Here is a 22,555-nt window from a genome sequence, read left to right on the forward strand (position 1 = left end):
GTCGGCAAAGACAAAGGTATCGGCGTCGTCCAGACCGGTCAGCAGATCGTCGCCTTCCCCGCCTGTCAGCGTGTCATTGCCCGCGCCACCTTCCAGCGTATCAGTGCCGATCCCGCCATCCAGACTGTCTGCACCGGTGTTGCCACCCAGCAGATCGTCGCCGTCTCCGCCATCGAGGTGGTCCGACCCGTTGCCGCCATCCAGCGTATCGTTGTCGCCCCCCCCTAAGAGAGTGTCGTCCAGATTGCCACCGGACAGCAGATCATTGCCAGCATCGCCATGGATCTCGTCCGCGCCGTTCAGACCCGCAAGGATGTCATTGCCCGCGCCGCCAAAGAGGTCATCACTACCATCCCCGCCGTTCAGGTCGTCATCCCCTTCTCCACCATCCAGCGTATCGTTGCCGAGGTTGCCTTGCAGCGTATCGTTGCCGTTGCCGCCGCTGATCACGTCGGTGTTGCCTCCACCTGTCAGGAAGTCATTGCCATTGAGGCCGATAATTTCGTCCTTGCCGGTGCCGCCACGGATGGTGTCGTCACCACCGCCGCCATTCAGGTAGTCGGCCTGCGCATTGCCCAGCAAGAGATCATTACCCAAATTTCCCGATAGGCTGTCCGCCCCGTCACCACCGCTCAGGGTGTCCGCGCCGCTCCCGCCGTTCAGGGTATCCGCACCAGCGCTACCTTCCAACAAATCGTCTCCGCCAAGGCCGTTGATCTCGTCGTTACCGCCGAGGCCATCAATCGTGTCAGCCTGCGCAGAGCCGTCCAGTACGTCATCGCCTTCGGTCGGTGTCCGCGATATCAACACATCTGCCGCGGTAAAGGTGCCGTTGATGAATTCGAGCAGCTCAACCGAGGTCAGCTGATCAACATCTCCGTTTGCGCCGGTCACAGTCAGAACACCGGAATTTGTCGCAAATGCGTAGGTTTCAAAGGCCTCCGAGAAGCGTGCGGTGTCGCTACCATCCCCGCCAAACAGCGCGTTGTCACCCGTGCCACCGATCAGCAGATCGTCACCATCGCCACCTTCTAGGGTATCGGAACCTTCCGCACCATCAAGCCTGTCGTCACCATCGCCACCGCTCAGGACGTTTTCCTTTACGTTGCCAACAATCCGGTCATTGAGGGCCGTGCCAACGACGTTTTCAATGGACACCAGCGTGTCACCTTGGGCAAATCCACCGCTGCCAACTCCCGCGACTGTGGCGGAGGTATCAAGCTGGACTTCGACGCTTGCGGCGGATGCGGAGTAATCCACTGTGTCGGTGCCGCTGCCGCCGTTGATCTGGTCAGCGCCTGCGCCCGCGATGATAAGGTCGTTGCCGCTGCCGCCATCGACCTCGTCGTCGCCATCGCCACCGGTCAGGGTATCTTGACCACTGCCACCGCTAAGCGTGTCGGCACCTGCGCCGCCATTCAAGAGGTCATTGCTGTCCCCACCAGAAAGACTGTCGTTGCCCGCGTCGCCGTTGACTGTGTCGTTACCAGATTCGCCATCGACAGTATCATCCCCGTCGCCACCGAAAAGCAGGTCATCGTCGTCTTCGCCATTAAGATCATCGTTCCCTTCGCCGCCCGACAGAATATCCGCACCATCGCCGCCATCGATCGCGTCAGTTCCAACGCCGCCATCAAGCGTATCATTGCCTGATCCGCCATCGAGATCATCATCACCTGCGTCGCCGGAAAGCATGTCGTTGTCGTCGCCGCCGTTGAGCCTATCGTTCCCTTCGCCGCCTGACAAAATGTCATCACCATCCTCGCCTGAAAGGCTGTCATTTCCTGCGCCACCGTCAAGCGTATCATTGCCCGTACCGCCGCGCAGGATGTCAAAGCCATCATTGCCAAACAGGGCGTCATCGTCCTCCTCGCCGTTGAGAGTGTCTGCGCCCAGACCGCCGATCAGGCTGTCGTTGTCCAATCCACCAAAGATGGAGTCATCTCCGTCACCGCCATCGATGGTGTCGGCCCCACTATCACTAGATTCGATCGAACCCCCTTCAGTGTCGATGCCACTATCGCCATCGATAAGGTCATTGCCCGCGCCGCCCTCAATGAGGTCATCGCCTTCGCCGCCAAAGATGGTATCGTTACCCGCGTCACCGAACAGCTGGTCCTCACCGTTGCCGCCGAAGATGTTGTCATTGCCCTCGCCGCCTTCGATGGTGTCGTCATTGTCGAGGTGGACGCTGAATTCATCGCCATCATCGCCGATCAGGGTGTCATTGCCCTCGCCGCCCTCGATGGAGTCGTTGCCCTCATCCCCATTGATTGTGTCGCCGCCGCCTTCGCCAAGTATGCTGTCGTTGCCAGTGCCACCGTTGCTTGTGTCAGAGGTGTCAGACCCCGTGATGGTGTCATTGCCCGCATCGCCGTTTAGAATGTTATCTGTGTGACCCGTATCAACGACCCCGTCTGCCGTCGCAAAAATCAGATCATCGCCATCGCCACCGTTGATGGTATCTGTGCCAAAACCGCCGCTCAGGACGTCATCACCCTCACCCCCATCGATGGAGTCGTCATCTTCCCCACCGTTGACTGTGTCGTTTCCTGTGCCGCCCAAAATGTTGTCGTTCCCGTCGCCACCTTCCAGCGTGTCATCGCCATCGCGACCGTTGATAAAGTCGTCGCCGTCGTTGCCGTGGAAACTGTTCGCAACTGCATCGCCGAGAATTTCATCATCTTCGGTAGACCCGATGATGTTTTCAATGCCGTCGATTGTGCCGCCGTTAAGCGAAGCGAACGTACCCAGCAAACCAGATTCCAAATCTATGCGAAGGGAATCTCCGATGATGCTTGTACCTACTGTGGTGAAATCAGCCGTGTCGATCCCATCGCCGCCGTCCAATGCTACGGATTCTCCGTTTGACTCACTTAGAAAATCACCATCCAGATCGACAACAAGCGTATCGTCGCCCACGCCGCCAGTAAGGGTAGCGTTGCTTGACGTGGTGGTCAGCACATCATCGCCGATACCGCCGACTGCTTCCTGATCGTTACCAACGGTCAATGTGTCGTTGAAATCCGAACCAATGGCGACTTCGAAATTGCTGTACACGTCGCCAGTAGCCTCGCCAGCCGTTCCAACACCTGCATCAAGGTCGGCATTCACAGCTTCCAGCACGTCTTCAAACAAAATCGTGTCACGCCCTGCGCCACCGTTCAAGGTGTCGGCACCCGCACCGCCGATGATGACATCATCACCCGCGCCTGCATTAATATTGTCGTCGCCGCCCGCAGCATCAATCGTGTCATTCTCGGATGTGGCGGTGATCGTCTCATCCGCGTCCGTCAGCACAATATCCAGCGCTTGTGTTGCGACAATGGCGAGTTGGATCGCCCCATCTTTGACATAGGATATGGCGACCAAACCGTCATCAAGCAATGTGGCCACGGGGCTTGTAGCACTATCGCCGACATCCAAGGTCAGGGCTACGGAAAATGAACCAGGGTTGTTTGGATCGACGGCCGTAGGTTCGCCGTCCGCGTCAAAACGACGGACGATCATGCGGCCACTATCGTTGTCACGGTCAAACATGACAAGGAAACCGCCGTCTTCCAACGGAACGAGTTCGGGATCGTTGTGTTGGTCAGCGCCGTTGTTAAAAGCACCAAGCGTTACGGAATTGACTGGCGTGCCATCCGCCTCAAAGACCTGATATTCCAGATCATTGTCGGCATCATCCGTCCGCATCGCAACGACAAAGCGGCCCCCGACCAATGCTGTAATCTGGGGTTGCGCGACTGTGTCGTTAACACCCGAGTTTGTCAGGACTGTGGCAACTTCGGTGCCATCCGGCGCCATGATGTGAATTGTAAGCTCAGTATCGGGAGATGTCCCTTGACCATCTGTATCAAGAACAACGACACGGTTGCCGTTTTCCAACAAGGTCGCTTCTTGCAAAGCGCTACCTGCAAAATTTGTGGAAATCTGATTGAACTGGGGTGTTGCTGTGTCCAGCGCGGTAAAAGTCACAAGTTCGCGCACGCCACCCGGACCACCGGTCAAAGTTGCATGAACAGCAACATCGGCGAGTGAGGACCCACTGAGCGCGAGCCCGCGGTTACCACTCTCCAGATCGGGAGCGGTCAAATCATGAAAGATGTCTGTGGTCGTTGCCCCGACACCATTGATGATGGAATAGGATTGTACCTGAATGCCTGCTGATGCCGTGCGGTAGGCGAGGACCAGTTGGTTGTTTTCCACGGCCAGAATTTCTACCCCCGGAGCCGCTCCGATATTGGGCGTGACCAGCGTTCCCTCGGTCCCGATGGTGTTGCCGAACTGGTCATATTGCTGGAAATGCACCACGCCTGACACCTGATACACAATCACAAACGTGCCGTCCGACAGAGTCTGGATCACTTGGTTGTTGTTGTCGATGCCTGTGGATGTGTTGACTTGTTGTGGGGCGTTGAAAATCTGTGGGACTTCGATGGTCATGATGGTTCTCCGTGTTGGGTTTTTGACTCTGCATTTTTGCGTCTTCACGGATTGGTCGGTTGGTTTTGACCAAAAGTTCAAAAAAACTTTACGATCTGTTCATGTTTTTTCATTGCGCATCTTTGAGATGCAAAAGACCAAGCGCCTATGCGACAGCTGATCTTTACATAATATCATGAATTCAGTGGTTTATTCTGGCGTGATGCTGCCTTTCACCCTTGGTTGGAATGCGCAGACATACGCGGCTTCTGCCGAATTTATAAACATCGCTTCGGTCCGCTTGCCCTCTTTCGGATTTGCGGTGTCACATGGTTGGTTTGTCACAGTAGCCCTATGTATCGCGCCGTCTGTACTGATCAAAATGAGTGTGTCTCCGGCATTGCCCTTTCGTTATGAGGGCGAGAATTTGAGGTTTTTAATCGACACATTGCGCGCAGTGGCGTGCCTGTCAGCGGCAACTCCTCCTGCCAGCGCAGGAACAGCGCGTGCTGTAAGCGAAAGACGTAGCGTCTCGCTTCCTCAGGTCCTTGCTGCATGCGGGGCGGATATGACCAATAGGGGAACCCGCCCGCAAGATTATCTCTCTTGCCGACGTGAACGACAGACCCCGACCTGTTTCCAGTGAGCGGGCCAGCCGATGAAAAAGGCCGTTCTAACGAATGACAGATTAAGGCGGTCTTGCAAAAAAATCGGGCAGGGCTTGCTGCGAAGAAGTCGTGCCACTAGGGCGGCGTCCCGAGTGAACGATCAAGGTACAGTGGAATGAATATATACATAGGCCGGAAAACCAATGGTGAAGTCCGGTGCGGGATGTAGAGCTTTGGGCTGAGCGATGAATAAGACGCGACACAAGCACAGGCGTGCGCCGAAAGGTTCAGAGGCCAGTAAGCTATGGGTGTGATTGAAAGCGCGCTCATCCTAACGGGGGCGCATAGTCTATCGGCGGCTGCATAGCCTCTTGAGGCGTGAGGTTTGGCGCAGAGGTGCAGGAAACTGTTCTTGATTTAAGTCATGCGGTGTCTGACACGGCTGTTACGCGTAATCTTGGCCAGTCTGTGAAGCAGCTAAAAGCGCAGAGTGACAGACGCTGTGCCTTTTGCGACTTCCGCAAGGTTGTGCATATATTCCCTTCACTACCCTCGACGCGATCCTACGGATTGGCGGATTATGAAAGCTCTGACTTTATGGTCATTTAGCTTTCCTGTGCGATCAGTTGCGCCACTCCAATTGCCGCATCTGTATATCGGGCCTTTTTGATTTCGAGACCTAATACGCGTGTGCGAATGGCCGTCCAGACGTCGTTGGATGCACCTCCACCAGCCGTTACGAGAAGCGTTGGTTGCTGCGCCCCGCGGGCAGCAATCTCTGCATAGCAGCGGGCCTCAATTCTTGCGATGCTTTCGAGCAGGCCATGGAGGAATTCTGCATCATCTTCAGGCCTTGGTTTCATGCAAGGCGCAAGCATCGGGTCGTTGATTGGAAATCTCTCACCCGCAGAAAGAAGTGGATAATAATGCAAAGGAGATGGTTTTGCGGGATCAATCCGCATTGAGAGCTGGGAAAGCTGCTCAACAGTGAACAGAGACGCCAAAACACCGCCACCTGTATTTGAAGCTCCTCCAACGAGCCATCCATCCCCCAAGCGATGTGAGTAGAGGCCGATCTCTGGCGCATCAATGCGCGTCTCGCTGAGCATTTTAACTGCGAGCGTTGTTCCAAGTGAAGAAACGGCAGCCCCAATCATAAGCGGCGCGGCTGCGAGGAAAGCAGCAATGCTGTCGGTCGTCCCAACGTGAATTATTGTATCAAGCGATAGGCCAATCGCTTTGGCTACTGATGGATCAATCTGCTGGACTGCGGTACCTGCTGGCAAGACTTCTGGCAGGATGCGCTTCGGCAGGCCAACGGCATCGAACCACTCGGGCCAATCGCCTAGTTCGGGATCAAAACCGGTCTTGAGCGTGTTGTTGTAATCTGAAAACGCGCCCCGCCCGATAAGCTTGGCGGCGATAAAATCAGCCTGATGCAGTAGATGCTTGGCGGCCTTTTCACGATCTTCACTCACTAATCTCAAAGCACGGGCCGCGGCAGAGTTGCTTCCGCGTGTGATGTGCGGATCTGGCGCGTAGCGGTCTATTGCTGCGGCTTCGGCCAGAAAGCCGTCGGAGTTATACATCAATGCGCGCGTGACGGGGCGCAGCATCGCATCGGTCAAAACCATGCTGCCTGAGGTCCCATCAATACCGATACGCCCAATTTCGTGGGGATCAATATTTTTCGCTTTGAGTGCGTCGATCTGGGCCTGCAAGCAGTCTGTCGCGCCGACCCACCACGCGTTGGCATCAATACGGTCCGGATCAATTGCAGGGTAAGCGCCGTGTGCAACCGACAAAACCTCTCCGCTGCCGTCCAGAACAGCCGATCTGATGCCGGACGTCCCCAGATCAATCCCTAAAGAAAGCGCGCCTGTCATGTTTTTGCAGCCAATGCCTGACGATATTTTTCAGCGTCCCAGTTGAGGAGTTCGGCCTCTGCAGCATGGCCAATTGCTTGGATATCCCATCCCTCAGGCAGGCGTGACAGAACGTCGGACAGACATGTAAGCATAGCAGTCTGGGCTGGTGTGGCGCCTTTACGCAACGCCACGCCAACACCATCGACCAGAATGGCAGGCGGCGCGTCTTCATTGTCCGTGTTTGGTAGGGCAGGGCCAAGGAACACCACGTGGTCAGGATAGTATGACCCCGACAATGCCTGTTCAGCCGCGTCTTTATCTTGGGCAATCCAACTATGTGCGGTCCAAGCAAAGCCGCGCGGTGGAGGTTGTGTCGGCTGTACGCTTGATCCACGCAGCAACGGCATCTGCAAACGCTGCTCCACAGTTTCAATCAGCATCGCGACCTGCGCCACGGTGTCGGCGCAGCAGATCAGTCCATGGTTTTCGAGCACGATAATCTGCGTTTCATCGGTGATGCGCGCCAGAATTTCGCGAGTAAGCGGCAGACCGGGTTTGGCGTAAGGTACAAAGACGTAAGGTAGCCCTTCGAGCTTTTCCCGAGCTGCCACGCACCCTTGTGGGCTGATGCAATGGGTGAGGGTCGCAATCGAGTGCGTATGTGCAACAACGGCCCAATCAAGTGCGGCATGGAATGTCGTTTCAATGGAGGGTCGCAGGGTGCTGGAAGGATCAAGGACAGTAGTTTTGCAACTGCCATCGCCACTGCCGTGAGCTTCGGCACGGGCGGCATCGCGGTCTACAGCGACAAAGATATCTGTGCATTCTGCATCTGCCAGTTCTGTGCCTGATGCTTTTATCCACATCGTCGCATCTTCTTTTATGGACGTATTGCCGCCCGCGCCCTGTACGCGCAATGGATCGGATCCAAGAGCGGCTGACAAGGCCCGAAAGGCTTTCATATCTGCGGGGTAAGGCATTGATTTATTCCAAATAGGCGAGGGTAAATGTAGGCAGAGGGGCTGCATCGTGGCGGGCGAGATCAGATATTGCCTGCGCGATACCGGTTTCTTGCATAAACGCATGCGCATGCAGACCACCGCGAATGAACGCTGTTGACCACCCTGCCGCCGCACCGCCCGCAATGTCATGTTCTAAGCTGTCGCCCACCATCAATAACCGGTCAGGTGCCACACCCAGCGCAGTCTCGATCGCACGAAAAACAGGTAGATGCGGCTTGCCGTAAAACCGAACGTCGCCACCCGAAACCAGATGATCATGGGCCAGTGCTCCGGGTGACACAACAATTGCCCCGCCTGCACGTGGCGACGCACGATCGGGGTTGGTACACAGCACGGGAATATTGCGTTTCTTCGCATGTGCGAGTGTTCTTTGGTACGCGTCCGTTGGTGCGCTGTCGGGCAGTCCCATCAGCAAAATGGCATCTGCCGCTTCTACATCATCTGTCAGTGTTAACCCGAGACCATCTGACCAGTTTTCCGCATCGCCGGTATCGCGTGTGATCGGGCAGATTGTTCTGTAGGGCAGTTGGCCTTGCGCAATATCGCGGTACAAGGCCTCGCCTGAAGTCATAACTTGTTCAAAAAGATATGTCGGGAAGCCCATGGCTGCAATTCTTGCTGCATTCGGATCGCTGCGTTTGCCGGAATTTGATAACACCGCCAGCCTGATGCCTTTGGCGTGCAGTGTTTCTAGCGTGTTGATTGCATGGGGGTAGGGGCGTGTCCCATCATGCAACACGCCCCATTGATCCAATACAATCGCATCAAACCGATCAGCAATTTCGATCAGGTTTTGAATGATCTGCAAGTGTCAGTCCTCGGCCATATCCAACGGATCACGCAGGCTTGCCAAATAGGCGGGCACATCAGCTTTGGCCATGGCAGGCGCCGCTTTCTCTACGGCTCCCGCGGGCATATCTCCGAAATAAAACTGGAAACCAGGGATGACCTGCCGGCGCTTGCGCAGGGGCATGCCTTCATAAGGAAACACGTCGGAGCGTGCATTTGCTCCTTCATCATGGCAAGGCAGGATATAGTCAGCGCGTTTGTCGAGCTCTTCAACCGATTTCCAGCCTTCGTAGCTGCTGACAAAACGTGCAGGCACCCAATAGCGCCACCCTTCGGCTTCGCAGGGCTCAAGATTTCGCTCCTGAAAGATTGCATCACCTGCGATTACGATATCACCCGCCGAAGTCGCAACAGTAACTGCCATGTGACCGACGGAATGCCCCGGTGTGTGGAACATCGTGATGCCGGGAAGGACCTCGGTTTCATCCTCAACCGCTTCGAAGACACACCCAGCATAGGCAGGTTCAATGCCCAGAAATCCAGATTCGTAAGTCCGGTAGTACAAAGGCAACGGATTGTAGGCCATTTCGATCTCGGCCTTCGGCGCAATGTAGCGGGCGTTTTTGAACTTTTTCATGTTCTGCACGTGATCCCAGTGCAGATGGGTAAAGACAATCGCATCAATTTCGTCGGGGTGGACGCCGAGTTTCTGTTCAAGATGCTCATGCACCTCAAGACAGCCCCGTTTTTCACATTTGTGATGGTACTTTGTTGCGCGTTCTTCGTCACACAGTCCTGTGTCGATCAGAATTTTATGGGTGCCGGTATCAACGTAATGGCAATAACAAGGGTTCCAAAATTTGCGCCCGGCAGGACCTTTCCAGAACGTATACGTTCCGAGGTCAGCCTGAAGCCAGCCCGTGTTAATCGGATAAATTTTTGTTTCCTGTACGCCCATTAGTCTCTCCATTCGCAGTTAGTCAAACTTTGTATACAAATGAACATTCTCATATGCAAAGGCAACCCAAAATGCGAAGGCAGCGTCAGTTTGCAGCCAGTGTTTGACGAAAGCTCGCCGCCATGTGCGCGCGCATGCCATTGGACGCCTCGGTCGAATCTTCTGAAAAAATGGATGCAATCAGCTCTTCATGGCTCTTCGCAGAGGCGATCAAATCAGCCTTCTGCGCGAATTTCTTTGCGCGAAATGGCCCTGTACGGCGGCGAAATTCGCCTGCAAGTTCTGCCATGTATGGGTTTCCCGTGGCGCGATAAATCGCTTCATGCAGGTTCTCGTTAGCGCGTTGGTAGGCCTCACGCTCGCCTGTTTCGGCGGCGGCAACACAAGCTGCTTGGGCCATTTCGATTTCGACTCGTGCCAATAATGTAAGGCGTTGTGAGGCGATCCTTGCGCAGGCGGCTTCAATTTCATGCATAGTTTCAAATATTTGTGCAAGTTGTTCGCGGGTGTATTCCGCAACGCGCACGCCGCGTTTTTCGCCGGGAATTAAAACGCCTTGAGCGACCAGTCGCGACAATGCTTCGCGTACCGGAGTGCGTGATACACCGAAGCGTTCTGTCAGTGTTACCTCGTCAAGTCGCTCGCCCGGAGCCAGAGTGCCGGCGGCGATGTCGTTCATCAACTCGGTCTCGATTTTTTTGACGGTGCTGCCCCGCGGGGTGCTCGTAGATTTCACGCTGGTTTGTTTCGGCATAGGATATTGCGCCCTTGCTGCATGTACATTGAGCAATAGCAATATCGAAGATAGTCACAAAAAGCAATTTTGGATATTTACATTTATTTTTGTATACACAATGTTACCTTTCAAGTGAATGTGAGGAATCTAATGCCGACAATACGACTTGAACGGCTGGTAAAGCGGTATGGCACGGTTGAGGTCCTGCACGGGATTGATCTGGATATGGCTGAACATGAGTTCACCGTTCTGGTTGGCCCGTCTGGTTGCGGCAAATCGACGACCCTGCGGATGATCGCGGGTCTTGAGGATGTGTCGGACGGCGAAGTCTATATGGATGACAAGCCGATCAGCGCGCTTGATCCGAAAGACCGCGATATCGCCATGGTTTTTCAGGACTACGCACTCTATCCGCACATGAATGTTGCGAAAAACATGTCGTTCTCCCTGCGGCTGCAAAAGCGGCCCAAGGCGGAGATCGAAAAGAAGGTTCTCGAAGTCGCCAAGATGATCGGCCTTGACCAGTTCCTTGATCGCAAGCCTGGAGAGCTGTCGGGTGGCCAGCGCCAGCGCGTTGCTATGGGGCGTGCGCTGTGTCGTGATGCCAGCACGTTTCTTTTCGATGAGCCGCTGTCGAATTTGGATGCAAAGCTGCGGGGGCAAATGCGTGCAGAGCTTGCGCTGATGCGCCAGACTGTCAAAAAGAATATGATATACGTGACCCACGATCAGATCGAAGCGATGACGCTGGCCGACCGCATTGTTGTGATGAATGGCGGATATATCCAGCAGCAGGGCACCCCGTCCGAGTTGTTTAAAAACCCTGTAAACAAATTTGTAGCCGGATTTCTCGGATCACCACCTATGAACTTTCTTGAGGCTGATCTGGTCGATGAGGCTGGTGTGCTTCATGCCAAAGGCGACGGGTTCAATGTCAGGCTGCCAGAAGAGTTGGCCAACCGTGCGCGCCAGCTGTCGCTGACGTCTGCAATACTGGGGATGCGTCCGTCCGATCTGGAATACGATGCGGATGCGCCGACTGACACTTCATTTGATCTGAATGTGGTGATTTCCGAATACGTTGGAGCACAGTCGGTGCTGATCTGTTCATGCGGCGACGCCAAGATCACCGTTGAAATCAAATCTGAAACACCAATTGCGCTGGGGGAAACCCTCCGCTTTGCAGTGCGGCCAGACGGGCTTCATCTGTTCGATCCAAAAACCGAGGCGGCGCTCTAGCGCGCCTGTAAACGAAGCATCTGGGAGGATAAAATGCTGAAGTTACTTACATCAACCACCTTTATCGCGGGGACGGCGCTGTGTAGCGTCGCATTCGCGGATGGGCATTCCGATGGGCCGTATGCGCCCTATAAAGGCACGACTCTGGTCGTGAATTTTCCGTCCCATCCACACTATAATGCAGTGCTGGAGGTTATTCCGGAATTCACTGCACAAACTGGCATCGAAGTCGAAGTTGACATGTTGCCATACCTTGACATGCGCGAACGCCAAACGCTTGAATTATCGCTTGATGAAGGCGCCTATGACATGATCGCATATGTGGTCTTTTCCAAGGCTGACTATGTCTATGCGGACCAGATCTACAACCTCGCGCCATTCTTTATGAACCCGCGTTTGGCTGATCCAAACTATGATGCTGCTGACCTGATTGACGGCTACGTCCAGAATATCGGTGTGGCAGGCGGTGAAAAAGGCTATCTTCCAGGTGCTACAGGGTCTCTGTACGGATTACCGTTCGGGTCAGAGACGTCTGTAATGTATTACCGCACAGACGTATTTGAAGAACTGGGTCTGGAACCAGCGACCGATTATACAACCTTGTTAGAGCAGGCCTGCGCTATTCCGGCGGCGAAACCCGGGATGGGCGGTGTTGCCTCACGCGCAGCGTCGGGTCATCAGGCTTCGCACGCATTCTTGTTGCACCTTGCCCCTCTGGGCGGACGTATCTTTGATGCAACTTGGAACCCGACGATAAATTCCGCTGAAGGGGTCGCAGCGGCCCAAGCCCTCAAAACCATTGTTGATTGCGGGCCTGAGGGGTCCAGCGCATTTGGTCCAAGCGAGGCCGCAAATGCATTCGCACAGGGCCAGGCCGCGATGTTCATTGATTCAATCGCTTTCGCAGCAGGGTTTGAGGATGAAAGCCGTTCGAAAGTTGCGGGTAATGTCGGTTGGGCCGCACACCCAGCAGGCGTACGCGCGGCATCCCAGACTGGTGGTTTCGGTATCGCCATTCCGCGGAATGCAGAAAATCCGGAGGCAGCATTTCTGTTTGCACAGTGGTTGACCTCGAAAGAAGGCGATCTGGCGGTGGCAATGGCTGGTGGTAATCCATCGCGGTTCTCTACCTACCAGAATGCTGAACTAAACGCGAAATACCCATGGTCCGCCACCTTTGGTCAGGCCTTGGAAAATGCTGACCCGGACTGGCGTCCGATCATCCCACCGTGGGGCCGTATCAATGCAGATATCGGTACAACGATGTCCCAAGTTCTGACCGAAGACCTTGATATTCAGGAGGCTCTTGATGGCGTGGCAGAGCGTACGCGGACATTGATGGAACAAGAAGGCTACTACGTCTGGCAAAAATAAGTTTGTCGTGAGGCCCGCAGCATAGCGCGGTGGGCCTCATCTCTTTCCTTCAGGCGCTCTGTATCGCGTCTGGAGGTTTGGTTTAACGTGACCCAGCAATTCCGAAAGCACCCCTATGGCACAGCGTTCATCCCTTAACCGCATCACGCCCTACATGTTCGTGGCCCCTGCGGCGTTGGTGATGCTCCTCGCGTTGTTTTATCCCATCAGTTACATGATATGGGGTAGTTTTCGCGATTGGGATCCCAGCCAGTCTTTGTCCGAGACCGAATTCGTCGGTTTGGCGAATTATGCCAAACTGCTGGTCGATCCGGCATTTCATGCATCCTTCTGGGTGACCATCGTATTCGCCTTCACCGTTGTGACGGTTGAGATGGTGCTAGGTGTGGGCCTTGCGCTGCTGCTTGATCGCAATATCCGCGGCATGTCTGTCTTACGTACTTTGTTCATTCTGCCGATGATGATCGCACCCGTCGTGGTAGGCCTTGTCTGGCGGTATATGTATCATCAGACTTACGGCACATTTAACAGATTTCTGGAATCTATCGGTCTCGAAGGGATCAACTGGCTGGGGCAGAACCCGTTGCTGTCGGTTATATTAGCCGACATTTGGCAGTGGACCCCGTTTATCTTCATCCTGTCGCTTGCCGCGCTGCAATCGCTGCCCAAATCGGCGCTTGAGGCGGCGCGCATTGATGGCGCGACAGGGTGGCAGCAGATCATCCATATCAAAATTCCGCTGATGCTGCCCGTCCTGATTGTCACGATGCTGTTGCGGCTGATTGATGCCTTCAAGGTTCTCGAAGTGATCCTTGTACTTACCGGAGGTGGTCCGGGTTTGAGCACTGAAATACTTGCTCTGCGGATTGCCCGCACTGCGCGGGAATTCAGGGAGCTGGGAGAAGCAGCCGCGATGTCAAATTATCTGTTGATGCTGCTAATGGTGTTAACCTTGGGCATGTTCGCCTTCACCCGCTGGCAAGAAGCGCGTGCGCGTAAGCTGAAATTCGCAGCGCAGTCAGAGGAGGTTTAAGCTATGGCCGACACCAATTACCAACGCCAGAATCCTGCATATTACGCTTTGATCGCCTTGCTGATCTTCATGTCTGTTGGGCCTGTGATCTTACTGCTGGTAAATTCCTTCAAGCTGGATGTTGATATCACATCAGGCGCAGCGGGTCTGTTTTTCATGCCCACAATCCGCAACTACGAGACGGCGCTGTGCGACATCCTTTGGTATGAGCCTGAACACTTGCGGTTTTGTACTATCCGCTTTGGCGGTGCATTTGTGAATTCGTTGATTATCGCGCTGGTGAGCACAGTTTTGACATTGGTTTTTGGGTGTATGGCCGCCTACGCATTGGTGCGTTTCAGGTTTATGGGCCGCGATTCCCTGTCATTATCCACGCTAGCAGTGCGTATGATCCCACCTGCAGTCCTGTTGGTCCCTGTCTTTGGCCTTTGGAACAACGCCTTTTGTCTCGATAACGACTACGGTCTCGGGATGTGGATACGCGAAATGTTTGGGGGCCGCGGGGATGTCTGTCTTGCAGGCACACATAGCGGCATTATCCTGATCTATGTGGCCATGAACCTGCCGTTTGTGATCTGGATTTTGCAGAGCTTTATTGTCCAAGTGCCCCCCTCTTTGGAGGAAGCCGCGCGGGTCGACGGGGCGGGGCCATTTCAGGTGTTCTTCCTTGTGGTCCTGCCGCTGATCAAACCAGGCCTCGCGGCGGCGTCGATTTTTACATTCCGTATCGCGTGGAACGAATACCTGTTGGCTTCGGCCTTGGCAGACCGAGACACGATGACGGTGCCGATCCTGATCGTAAACAATTCCAGCGAGTTTGACGGGCTGGGTACCATCATGGCGACAGGCATGCTCCTCGCTATCCCGCCGATCTTGTTTACGCTGTTTGCATCCAAGCAAATCATCACAGGCATGACTGCTGGGGCCGTGAAGGGCTAGCAATGGCACGCGTTCTCCTGATCGGTACATTCGAGACCAAACGACAAGAACTGTCCTATCTTGCTGCAGCATTACGCGCGCACAATCTTGAGGTTGAGCTATTAGATGTGTCGCTGGACTCAAAGGGTGCCATCTGGTCCGGAGCTGAGAAGCTGGCACAGATGGCCGCCCGAGCAGAGGCCGCTGCCATGAAGATAGAGGAGCGTCACGTCGATTGTCAGGTAGCAATTGGCGTTGGCGGTGGTACAGGCGGAGAGATTGTTTTGGCCGCAATCAAAGGACTTCCCCAGACCTATCCAAAGATCCTCATTACAACGCTGGCGTTTGATCCACGCCCTGCGCTGGCGGATAGTTCGATCACCATCATTCCTACGCTTTGCGATATCGAAGGACTAAATACTCAACTCCGCCAAGCCTTTGAAAACGCGGCGGCAGGGGTGGCAGGCCTCGTTAAAGCGCGCCGCGTCGATCGTACGGACAAGCAAACCATCGCACTGACGACCCTTGGCGCAACGGGACCAGCGGGGTCACAGATTGCGCGGGGCCTTTCGGACGCTGGATACGAAACTACTGTTTTTCATGCCAACGGCTATGGAGGGGCTGCATTTGCGCGGTTCGTTCGTGAGGGCCACGCGGATGGAATTATCGATTTGAACGTTCATGAGTTGGGCCGCATCCATCTGGCGGGCGCGCATGTAGACATGCCCGAACGGTTCACGGCCGGGGCAAGTCTTCCCCGTGTCGTCCTGCCCGGAGCCCTGAACTTTCTGGGCCTCGGCGCGCTCGAAACCATTTCGCCATCCTACCTCGATCGTCCGCACTATCGCCATACAAACCAGTTTACCCATATCAAACTGACCCATGATGAAATGGTCGCGCAGGCGACAAGACTAGCGGCGATACTGAACAAATTAGACGATTGCCATGTGATCCTGCCAATGGGGGGCTTCAGCCATGAAGACCGCGCTGGCGGCGCTATTGAAGATGAAGCCCTGCGCAATATTGCAGCTGGTGTGCTGGAGAATGCGGCACGTTCCTATACCATCCAGCGCCTGACCTACCATATCAACGCACCCGAGACCGCGCATGCCGCCGTTGGTCTTTTGCATTCAGCCCTCACACAAAGGAATAATAATGTCTGATCTTACCCGCTTTGCCGATCTGCACCAAAAGATGGACGACCTTATCTCCATCGCTAAACGCTGTTTTGCAGGTGGATTACAAACCAATGCGGGTGGCAACCTGTCGGTACGGCTTGATGCACGTGATGCTATTGTTATCAAACCCTCAGGCGTAGGGTTTTTTGAGTGTAGCCGTGACAACCTACAAGTGGTGCTGCTCGACGGTACGATACTGTCATCTGCCGAGGGACTGAAGCCGTCAAAAGATCTGGACTTTCACCTCGATCTGTATCGCATCCGTGAAGACATCAATGCCATTGTACATTGCCACAGCCCATGGGCTACGGGCTATGCGAGTGCTGGCATCGAAATTCCATGCTTGACCGTCCAAACGATAGAGAAAATCGGGCGGATGCCATTGATCCCTCTGTCGGCTGCTGGTGGGCCACAAACCGAAGTCGAGATTAGCCCGTTTTTCAAAGATCCGACCGTTCGCGCGGCTGTGCTTGCCAATCATGGCACAATCGGCGCTGCCGGAACCTTGCTGGCCGCCCAGTACCTCGCCGAGATCATCGAGGAGACAGCCCAGATTGCCTATGTGCGTGACACACTTATGGCGGCACATGGCAAAACAACCGCCGACTTGCCAGAATACGGTACTGCTGATGATGCGCGCGCGGGACGTCGCGATGACCACTGAATTAGAGGCTTGAGGCGTACTCATGCCAAGAAGCTTCTTCTAATCTGAAACAGCGTGGAGAGGTTTGGTGTGGCGGAATCTGTTGAAGCGTTGTCGTACTGTTGATTGACAGGATTTATCTGCTCACGCCATGTGGTCAGCGACTGCTTCACATGACCGGATACACTCAAATGTCTCAAAAAACCAATCGTGGCGATCACCGATTTATTGATGGTGTTACCGTGAAAAAGCGTATCCTTGCGGAGGTGCGCGGCTATGTAGCAAGCGTGGCGGCGCTGCCGCGCCTTGTGTCGATCCTAATCGGGGATGTGCCAGAGGCAGCCGTCTATGTCCGCAATCAGGTGCGCGGGGCGGAACAGGCAGGCATACCTTTCGAACAGCTCAACTGGCCCTCCGACATCACCCAAGAAGAATGTAAGGCACGGCTGATCGCTATGAATGATGATCCGTCGGTATTGGGAATTATTCTGCAGCGTCCGGTACCCGCGCATATCAACGTCCGCTCGCTGCAATCTGCTATCCATCCGCTCAAGGATGTAGAGGGCATGAACCCGGCCTCTATCGGCAACATTGTCTATTCCGATGTGGCACTGGCCCCTTGTACGGCTGCGGCAAGTGTAGAGCTGATCAAGGAAACAGGTCTTGCGCTAAAAGGCCTTGAAGTTGTGATGATCGGTCATTCAGAGATTGTCGGTAAACCAGCGGCGATGATGCTGATGGCCGAAGGATGTACTGTGACTGTGTGCCATCACATGACGCGCTCTGTTGCGATGCATTCGCGGCGCGCCGATGTTGTGGTGGTGGCCGTGGGCAAGGCGCATCTGGTTGGCCCTGATATGATCAAACCGGGGGCTGTCGTGATTGATATTGGCATCAACCAGATTGATACGGAAGACGGTGTTAAGATTGTTGGCGATGTTGATACTAACGCTGTATTGGAAGTGGCTGGCTGGATAACACCAGTGCCAGGTGGTGTGGGGCCTGTGACGGTGGCTATTTTGATGCGCAACGCTATGGTCGCTCATCAGCGTCAGATTGCGGCAGGCTGGCTATAACGCCAGATACCCGACCCCGCAAAATGCAACGATACAACCACCCCATTGGGTCGCTGACATACGCTCTTTGAGCAAGAGCCATGCCAGCAGGATTGTAAGCAGTCCGAACATCGACGATGTTACAGCAGCGTATTGGGGGTCTGGAAGACGGCCTGCGGAAAGTACACAGAGCAAGGCAATTCCATCTGCGACCCCCATTGCGATCAGAAGCGGCAGCGCGCGTTTGCCCGGCCAGAAGGGCAGTCTGAATACCAAGAGGATCAGAACCGTCAGCCCCACTGCGAGAAGGCGGGTGACCAGTGTGCTGGGCATCTCGCTGCTTAGATCGGCTGCGTGTTGGCCCAATGCAAAAGTCCCCGCAAACCCGACAGCAGCGATGAGGGAGAAGAGGACGGTTGGCCCCTTTGGGGGCGCGCCATCCGTACTGGTGTCCGATAGGGCGGCCACGATTGCAACGCCAAACACAATTCCAAGAACAGCGGCCCATTGCAAAGGGGTGATGAAAGTTCCGCTTGCTGCGGCAAGTCCAACAGAGAGTATGGGATAAGCGGCAATCAAGGGTGCGACCAGCCTGACGGGGCCGCGCTCGAATGCGAAATATAGACCAAATGTAGCCACAACAAAAAACACACCCGCACCAAGCGACAGCCACAAGGCCTCACCCTCAACTGGAGCAAAGCCACCCGTGGCGCCCATCAGCCCGAGGTGAAAGATCAACCCTGTGAGCAAAACGGTGAAGATGCACGCGCTCAGCGGTGTTTTCTGGCTTAGAAAGCGCACGCAGATATCATGGAACCCCCAACACAAGGCCGCGATCATGCCGAGGACAAGAGTGTTCACTTACTGCGCCTGAAGAAAGGAATCATGAACACCAAACAGGCGAGCAAAAAGAATACCGATCCGAACATTGCCCAGAAGTTGCCTATGGATGCGATGCAAAACCCGATTGCAGAGATTACAAACAGGATCCAGCCTATAAAATTTATACGATGATCGGTCATTTGGTTCGATTTTGTTTGATGTGACGCTTTGCGTATGTATTCTCACTGTTAAATATTTATTCCGCTCATGCAACAGCGGGTGGTTGGAGGAATTTGATGTTAGACGACTACCCCAGAGTACAGCCGGGGCCACCAAAGCCCAGTAAAATCATTCAACCGAATGTGTTTTCGCTGCCGCGCGGAACAGAGCGTTATGTTGTTGAGGGGCAGGGCGCAGTGCTCATTCCGCTTGAGACGGGCGATCAGATCACGGTGATAAACGATGAAGGCGGTCAGCAATGCGAGATCGTTGTTGTTGATGCATCAGGGCGCAATGATGCGGGCGTAATCGGCGCCACATCGCAAGGGGATGCGGGCGGCCTGAAGGCGCTATTGTCTGGCGATGATCAGTCCTTGCGCGGTCTGCGCATGGGACTTGATGCGCGCAAGATTGATGTGGGCGCAATGCAAGCTGTGCATTTGTTCGAGGCGACCAGCCCGCCCAAGGCCGAGGCCAGCTTCACTGCCTCGCGCGATGGGACAGTCATCATTGCCGCACCCGGTGACAAGATGGATTTCGAGCGTCAGAACACTGCAACGCCGCTCACGGTGATGATCAAACGTGCGACGATCAAGATGCACACGCAGTTCAAGCTGCCTGATCCGCTGGCCGATCCGATTGCCGACATCCGCGTCCATACCCAAACGGCGGAATCGTTCTTTGTGAAAGCGGGGGACTATATCCAGATTATTGATGTGGACGGACGCCAGTGTTCTGACTTTGAGTGTTTTTCCGCGCGCAAGTTGGACAAAGGGATCGAACATGCGCTTGATGTGACCACAACCCGCACGTTGATGGGCCACGCCTATCCGATGCCGGGGTTACACGCGAAATACTATGATCAGGAGATGCTGCCGCTTGTTGAAGTGGTGCAGGATACCTGTGGCCGTCACGATGCTTTTGCTATGGCCTGTACCGAGAAATACTACAACGACACCGGCTATCCGGGTCATGTTAATTGCTCGACGAATTTCAATCACGCTCTCAAAGACTACGGTGTTGCGCCGCGCCGTGGCTGGATGGCGATTAACTTTTTCTTCAACACTTCGCTGGACGAACATGGCGTGATGTACGCGGATGAGCCGTGGTCACGTCCTGGTGATTATGTGTTGCTGCGCGCATTGACCGATATTGTCTGCGTAAGCTCCGCCTGTCCTGACGATACAACAGCCGCAAACGGTTGGAATCCCACAGATATTCATGTCCGCACCTATAGCGGCAAAGAGACATTCCAGCGGGCGATTGCGACCCGTGTGACCCCAGATTCGGAGCCGAAGATGACTAAACAAACAGGTTTCCACGAGAAATTCGCCGAGCATACGCGCAATTTTGTGGAGTATAACGGCTATTGGCTGGCCAGCTGCTATGCTGATGCCGGACCCATTGAGGAATACCACGCCTGCCGTCAGAAATGCGTGATGATGGATCTGTCGCCCTTGCGCAAGTTCGAGATTATGGGACCAGACGCCGAGGCGCTGTGCCAATACGCCTTTACCCGCAATATGAAAACGCTGCCTGTGGGTGGTGTGGTTTATACCGCCATGTGCTTTGAGCATGGGGGCATGGTCGATGATGGTACTGTCTTCCGACTGGACAAGGACAACTTCCGCTGGATCGGCGGGAATGATTACGGTGGTGAATGGCTGCGCGAGCTGGCAGAAAGGCTGGAGCTGAAAGTGCAGGTGCGTTCTTCCACCGACCAGTTGCACAATGTCGCTGTGCAAGGGCCCGAGAGCCGTGATTTGTTGCGTAAGATCGTCTGGACTGCGCCGCACAACCCCGAGTTTGATCAGCTGGGCTGGTTCCGCTTCACGCCTGCGCGTCTGAATAACGAGAGCGGCACTGCATTTGTCCTCAGCCGTACAGGGTATACGGGTGAGCTTGGCTATGAGGTCATGTGCCACCCCAAGGATTGCGCCGAGATTTTTGATGCGATCTGGGAAGCAGGACAAGAGCACGGAATCAAGCCTATGGGCCTTGATGCGCTGGATATGGTGCGGATTGAAGCGGGGCTTATCTTTGCGGGTTATGATTTCAGTGACCAGACAGACCCTTTTGAGGCGGGCATCGGATTTACTGTGCCGCTCAAATCCAAGACGGATGATTTTATGGGCCGCGATGCGCTGATCCGCCGTAAGGAAAACCCCATGCGCAAGATGGTCGGCATCGAGATCGACAGCAATGTTGATGTGGCTCACGGCGATTGTATCCATATTGGACGCGCACAGATTGGGGAGGTCACATCGGCCGTCCGTTCACCTCTGCTGGGTAAGAACGTTGCGATGGCGCGGATTGATGTGGCGCATGCGGCAGCTGGTACGGCGATCGAAATCGGCAAGCTGGACGGACATCAAAAGCGTATTCCAGCAGTTGTTGCCGAGAACCTTGCGGCGTTTGACCCGACCAAGTCGCGCCCGCGCTCATGATGCGCTTTGCCTGCATCTGCGCGCTGGTTCTCAGCGCGGGTGCAGTGCATGCGCAGTCGGTCAAACTGGCCGCGCATGAGATCACTGTCCTGCTGTCGGGTAATACGGCAGTGGGGGAGTGGGACGGCACGCGCTATCGCCAGTATTTTGATCCAGATGGGTCAACCATCTATGCGCAGGAGGGCACCCGCTCTGCGCGGGGTCAGTGGCGTGTGGAAGGCGACGAATACCAAAGCATCTGGCCCAATGACACGGAGTGGGAGGGATGGTTTGTGATGGAATATGCAGGCGATTGGTATTGGGTGAGCAAGACAACGCCCCCAACCCCCTTCAAGATTGTTGTAGGTGAACAGCTTATTACGGAGTAGTTATGTCAGTACTGGACGACATCGGTGGCGAAGACCGCCTGCGTTTGTTGGTTGAGCATTTCTACGACCTTATCGAAACATTGCCAGAGGGGTCGAACTTGCGCCGTCTTCATGGACGCGGGCACGGTGTGGACCATGCCCGCACCGAGCAGTTTAATTTCCTGTCCGGTTTCATGGGCGGGAGGCCCTATTACAAAGAAAAATACGGGCATATGGATGTGAAGCTGATGCACGCACATGTCCCGATCCGGCACGAAGATGCGGATAACTGGATGACCTGTATGAACAAGGCGCTGGACGACGAAGGGCACGAGGGCCCGCATGTGGACAAGCTGCGCGCTGTTTTTCAGCGGGTTGCGACCGTTCTGATCAACGATGTGGCGGACTGGGAAGACACATGAGGGCTCTGCGGACCTTGGGCCGCACCCTCGTTTGTGGCGGGACCATTGGGTTGGCCGGGGTCGCACAGGCCGACACGTTTTGCGACGCTATCAAGGATGCGGCGGGGCAGGTGGCAACTGCCTCAATCACGCTGCCACAGATCAAAGCGCCAGCGACTTGCACCGAGTTTATAACCCTTGGCGAGGGCCCATCGCGCCGATGCACGTGGGCGTTTGAGTACCGCGATCCCGCTGCGCAAATAGCATTTGATATGTTGGGTACAGCCGTTGCAGAGTGCTTTGGCCCCGAGGTTCAGATGACCGAAGACAAAGACGTGAACCATCCCGATTTTTATGCGCTTCAGAGTTTTCGAGCGGAGGGGCATATGGCGGCTGTGTCGCTCAAGGACAAAGCGGCACTGTCCGAGACATTCGTATTTTTGCGCATCAAAAGCGCCAAGTAGAGGGCGGGG

The 22,555-nt window shown here is 55.0% G+C and carries 18 protein-coding genes; 11 read left to right on the top strand and 7 right to left on the bottom strand.

Annotated elements, in window-relative coordinates; translation table 11 throughout:
- From Q0903_RS17380 to Q0903_RS17405, 6 genes are all read right to left on the bottom strand, one after another.
- On the bottom strand, window positions 1-4,446 hold a 4,446-nt coding region (locus Q0903_RS17380; protein WP_299417432.1), incomplete at its 3' end, for a calcium-binding protein.
- A 1,192-nt stretch (window positions 4,447-5,638) separates the two neighbouring features.
- Complete coding sequence (locus Q0903_RS17385) at window positions 5,639-6,919, bottom strand: FGGY-family carbohydrate kinase (RefSeq protein ID WP_299417434.1); 1,281 nt, start codon at window positions 6,917-6,919, stop codon at window positions 5,639-5,641.
- Entirely contained in the window at window positions 6,916-7,881 is a 966-nt protein-coding gene (locus tag Q0903_RS17390; protein WP_299417436.1) for a class II aldolase/adducin family protein, read from the bottom strand. The genes Q0903_RS17385 and Q0903_RS17390 overlap by 4 nt, the downstream gene beginning before the upstream one ends.
- Window positions 7,882-7,885: 4 nt before the next feature.
- Window positions 7,886-8,731, bottom strand: coding sequence for a TIGR01459 family HAD-type hydrolase (locus Q0903_RS17395; protein ID WP_299417438.1), 846 nt, complete (start codon window positions 8,729-8,731; stop codon window positions 7,886-7,888).
- 3 nt (window positions 8,732-8,734) lie between these two features.
- Window positions 8,735-9,670: an N-acyl homoserine lactonase family protein gene (locus Q0903_RS17400; RefSeq protein ID WP_299417440.1), complete on the bottom strand. Its 936-nt coding sequence runs from the start codon at window positions 9,668-9,670 to the stop codon at window positions 8,735-8,737.
- Between the two features lie 85 nt (window positions 9,671-9,755).
- Window positions 9,756-10,424: a GntR family transcriptional regulator gene (locus Q0903_RS17405; protein WP_299031277.1), complete on the bottom strand. Its 669-nt coding sequence runs from the start codon at window positions 10,422-10,424 to the stop codon at window positions 9,756-9,758.
- Between the two features lie 132 nt (window positions 10,425-10,556).
- On the opposite strand from Q0903_RS17405, the gene ugpC reads away from it, so the two are divergent.
- The 7 genes from ugpC (at window position 10,557) to Q0903_RS17440 (ending at window position 17,867) form a co-directional block, all read left to right on the top strand.
- Window positions 10,557-11,645 (top strand): sn-glycerol-3-phosphate ABC transporter ATP-binding protein UgpC, encoded by a 1,089-nt coding sequence (gene ugpC, locus Q0903_RS17410; protein WP_299417442.1) that lies wholly within the window; start codon window positions 10,557-10,559, stop codon window positions 11,643-11,645.
- Between the two features lie 33 nt (window positions 11,646-11,678).
- Window positions 11,679-13,019 (top strand): extracellular solute-binding protein, encoded by a 1,341-nt coding sequence (locus Q0903_RS17415; protein ID WP_299031273.1) that lies wholly within the window; start codon window positions 11,679-11,681, stop codon window positions 13,017-13,019.
- Between the two features lie 115 nt (window positions 13,020-13,134).
- Entirely contained in the window at window positions 13,135-14,052 is a 918-nt protein-coding gene (locus tag Q0903_RS17420) for a sugar ABC transporter permease (protein ID WP_299417444.1), read from the top strand.
- Between the two features lie 3 nt (window positions 14,053-14,055).
- Window positions 14,056-14,991 (top strand): carbohydrate ABC transporter permease, encoded by a 936-nt coding sequence (locus Q0903_RS17425; RefSeq protein ID WP_299031269.1) that lies wholly within the window; start codon window positions 14,056-14,058, stop codon window positions 14,989-14,991.
- A 2-nt stretch (window positions 14,992-14,993) separates the two neighbouring features.
- Window positions 14,994-16,133 (top strand): Tm-1-like ATP-binding domain-containing protein, encoded by a 1,140-nt coding sequence (locus Q0903_RS17430; protein ID WP_299417446.1) that lies wholly within the window; start codon window positions 14,994-14,996, stop codon window positions 16,131-16,133.
- Complete coding sequence (locus Q0903_RS17435) at window positions 16,126-16,812, top strand: class II aldolase/adducin family protein (protein WP_299417448.1); 687 nt, start codon at window positions 16,126-16,128, stop codon at window positions 16,810-16,812. Before Q0903_RS17430 ends, Q0903_RS17435 begins: the two co-directional genes overlap by 8 nt.
- A gap of 170 nt (window positions 16,813-16,982) precedes the next feature.
- Window positions 16,983-17,867: a bifunctional 5,10-methylenetetrahydrofolate dehydrogenase/5,10-methenyltetrahydrofolate cyclohydrolase gene (locus Q0903_RS17440; protein WP_299031263.1), complete on the top strand. Its 885-nt coding sequence runs from the start codon at window positions 16,983-16,985 to the stop codon at window positions 17,865-17,867.
- Here Q0903_RS17440 and Q0903_RS17445 read toward each other — a convergent pair.
- On the bottom strand, window positions 17,862-18,707 hold the full coding sequence (locus Q0903_RS17445; RefSeq protein ID WP_299417450.1) for a DMT family transporter: 846 nt from the start codon (window positions 18,705-18,707) through the stop codon (window positions 17,862-17,864). The genes Q0903_RS17440 and Q0903_RS17445 overlap by 6 nt on opposite strands.
- 257 nt (window positions 18,708-18,964) lie before the next feature.
- Between Q0903_RS17445 and Q0903_RS17450 the strand changes: the two genes are divergently transcribed.
- From Q0903_RS17450 to Q0903_RS17465, 4 genes are read left to right on the top strand one after another with little or no spacing between them, the layout of a single operon-like run.
- On the top strand, window positions 18,965-21,334 hold the full coding sequence (locus Q0903_RS17450; protein ID WP_299417452.1) for an aminomethyltransferase family protein: 2,370 nt from the start codon (window positions 18,965-18,967) through the stop codon (window positions 21,332-21,334).
- Complete coding sequence (locus tag Q0903_RS17455) at window positions 21,331-21,702, top strand: hypothetical protein (protein WP_299417453.1); 372 nt, start codon at window positions 21,331-21,333, stop codon at window positions 21,700-21,702. Before Q0903_RS17450 ends, Q0903_RS17455 begins: the two co-directional genes overlap by 4 nt.
- Before the next feature lie 2 nt (window positions 21,703-21,704).
- Entirely contained in the window at window positions 21,705-22,103 is a 399-nt protein-coding gene (locus Q0903_RS17460) for a group II truncated hemoglobin (protein ID WP_299417455.1), read from the top strand.
- Window positions 22,100-22,546 carry a hypothetical protein gene (locus tag Q0903_RS17465; RefSeq protein ID WP_299417457.1) on the top strand — a complete coding sequence of 149 codons (447 nt, stop codon included), beginning with the start codon at window positions 22,100-22,102 and terminating at the stop codon, window positions 22,544-22,546. Before Q0903_RS17460 ends, Q0903_RS17465 begins: the two co-directional genes overlap by 4 nt.
- The last annotated feature ends 9 nt before the right edge of the window (window positions 22,547-22,555 follow it).

It is taken from the genome of uncultured Sulfitobacter sp., from assembly GCF_947502895.1.
Lineage (GTDB): Bacteria > Pseudomonadota > Alphaproteobacteria > Rhodobacterales > Rhodobacteraceae > Sulfitobacter.

Coding starts and splice junctions, on each gene's coding strand:
- Q0903_RS17385 (WP_299417434.1), bottom strand. CDS start 6,919: ATGACAGGCGCGCTTTCTTTAGGGATTGATCTGGGGACGTCCGGCATC.
- Q0903_RS17390 (WP_299417436.1), bottom strand. CDS start 7,881: ATGCCTTACCCCGCAGATATGAAAGCCTTTCGGGCCTTGTCAGCCGCT.
- Q0903_RS17400 (WP_299417440.1), bottom strand. CDS start 9,670: ATGGGCGTACAGGAAACAAAAATTTATCCGATTAACACGGGCTGGCTT.
- Q0903_RS17405 (WP_299031277.1), bottom strand. CDS start 10,424: ATGCCGAAACAAACCAGCGTGAAATCTACGAGCACCCCGCGGGGCAGC.
- ugpC (WP_299417442.1), top strand. CDS start 10,557: ATGCCGACAATACGACTTGAACGGCTGGTAAAGCGGTATGGCACGGTT.
- Q0903_RS17415 (WP_299031273.1), top strand. CDS start 11,679: ATGCTGAAGTTACTTACATCAACCACCTTTATCGCGGGGACGGCGCTG.
- Q0903_RS17420 (WP_299417444.1), top strand. CDS start 13,135: ATGGCACAGCGTTCATCCCTTAACCGCATCACGCCCTACATGTTCGTG.
- Q0903_RS17425 (WP_299031269.1), top strand. CDS start 14,056: ATGGCCGACACCAATTACCAACGCCAGAATCCTGCATATTACGCTTTG.
- Q0903_RS17430 (WP_299417446.1), top strand. CDS start 14,994: ATGGCACGCGTTCTCCTGATCGGTACATTCGAGACCAAACGACAAGAA.
- Q0903_RS17435 (WP_299417448.1), top strand. CDS start 16,126: ATGTCTGATCTTACCCGCTTTGCCGATCTGCACCAAAAGATGGACGAC.
- Q0903_RS17440 (WP_299031263.1), top strand. CDS start 16,983: ATGTCTCAAAAAACCAATCGTGGCGATCACCGATTTATTGATGGTGTT.
- Q0903_RS17450 (WP_299417452.1), top strand. CDS start 18,965: ATGTTAGACGACTACCCCAGAGTACAGCCGGGGCCACCAAAGCCCAGT.
- Q0903_RS17455 (WP_299417453.1), top strand. CDS start 21,331: ATGATGCGCTTTGCCTGCATCTGCGCGCTGGTTCTCAGCGCGGGTGCA.
- Q0903_RS17460 (WP_299417455.1), top strand. CDS start 21,705: ATGTCAGTACTGGACGACATCGGTGGCGAAGACCGCCTGCGTTTGTTG.
- Q0903_RS17465 (WP_299417457.1), top strand. CDS start 22,100: ATGAGGGCTCTGCGGACCTTGGGCCGCACCCTCGTTTGTGGCGGGACC.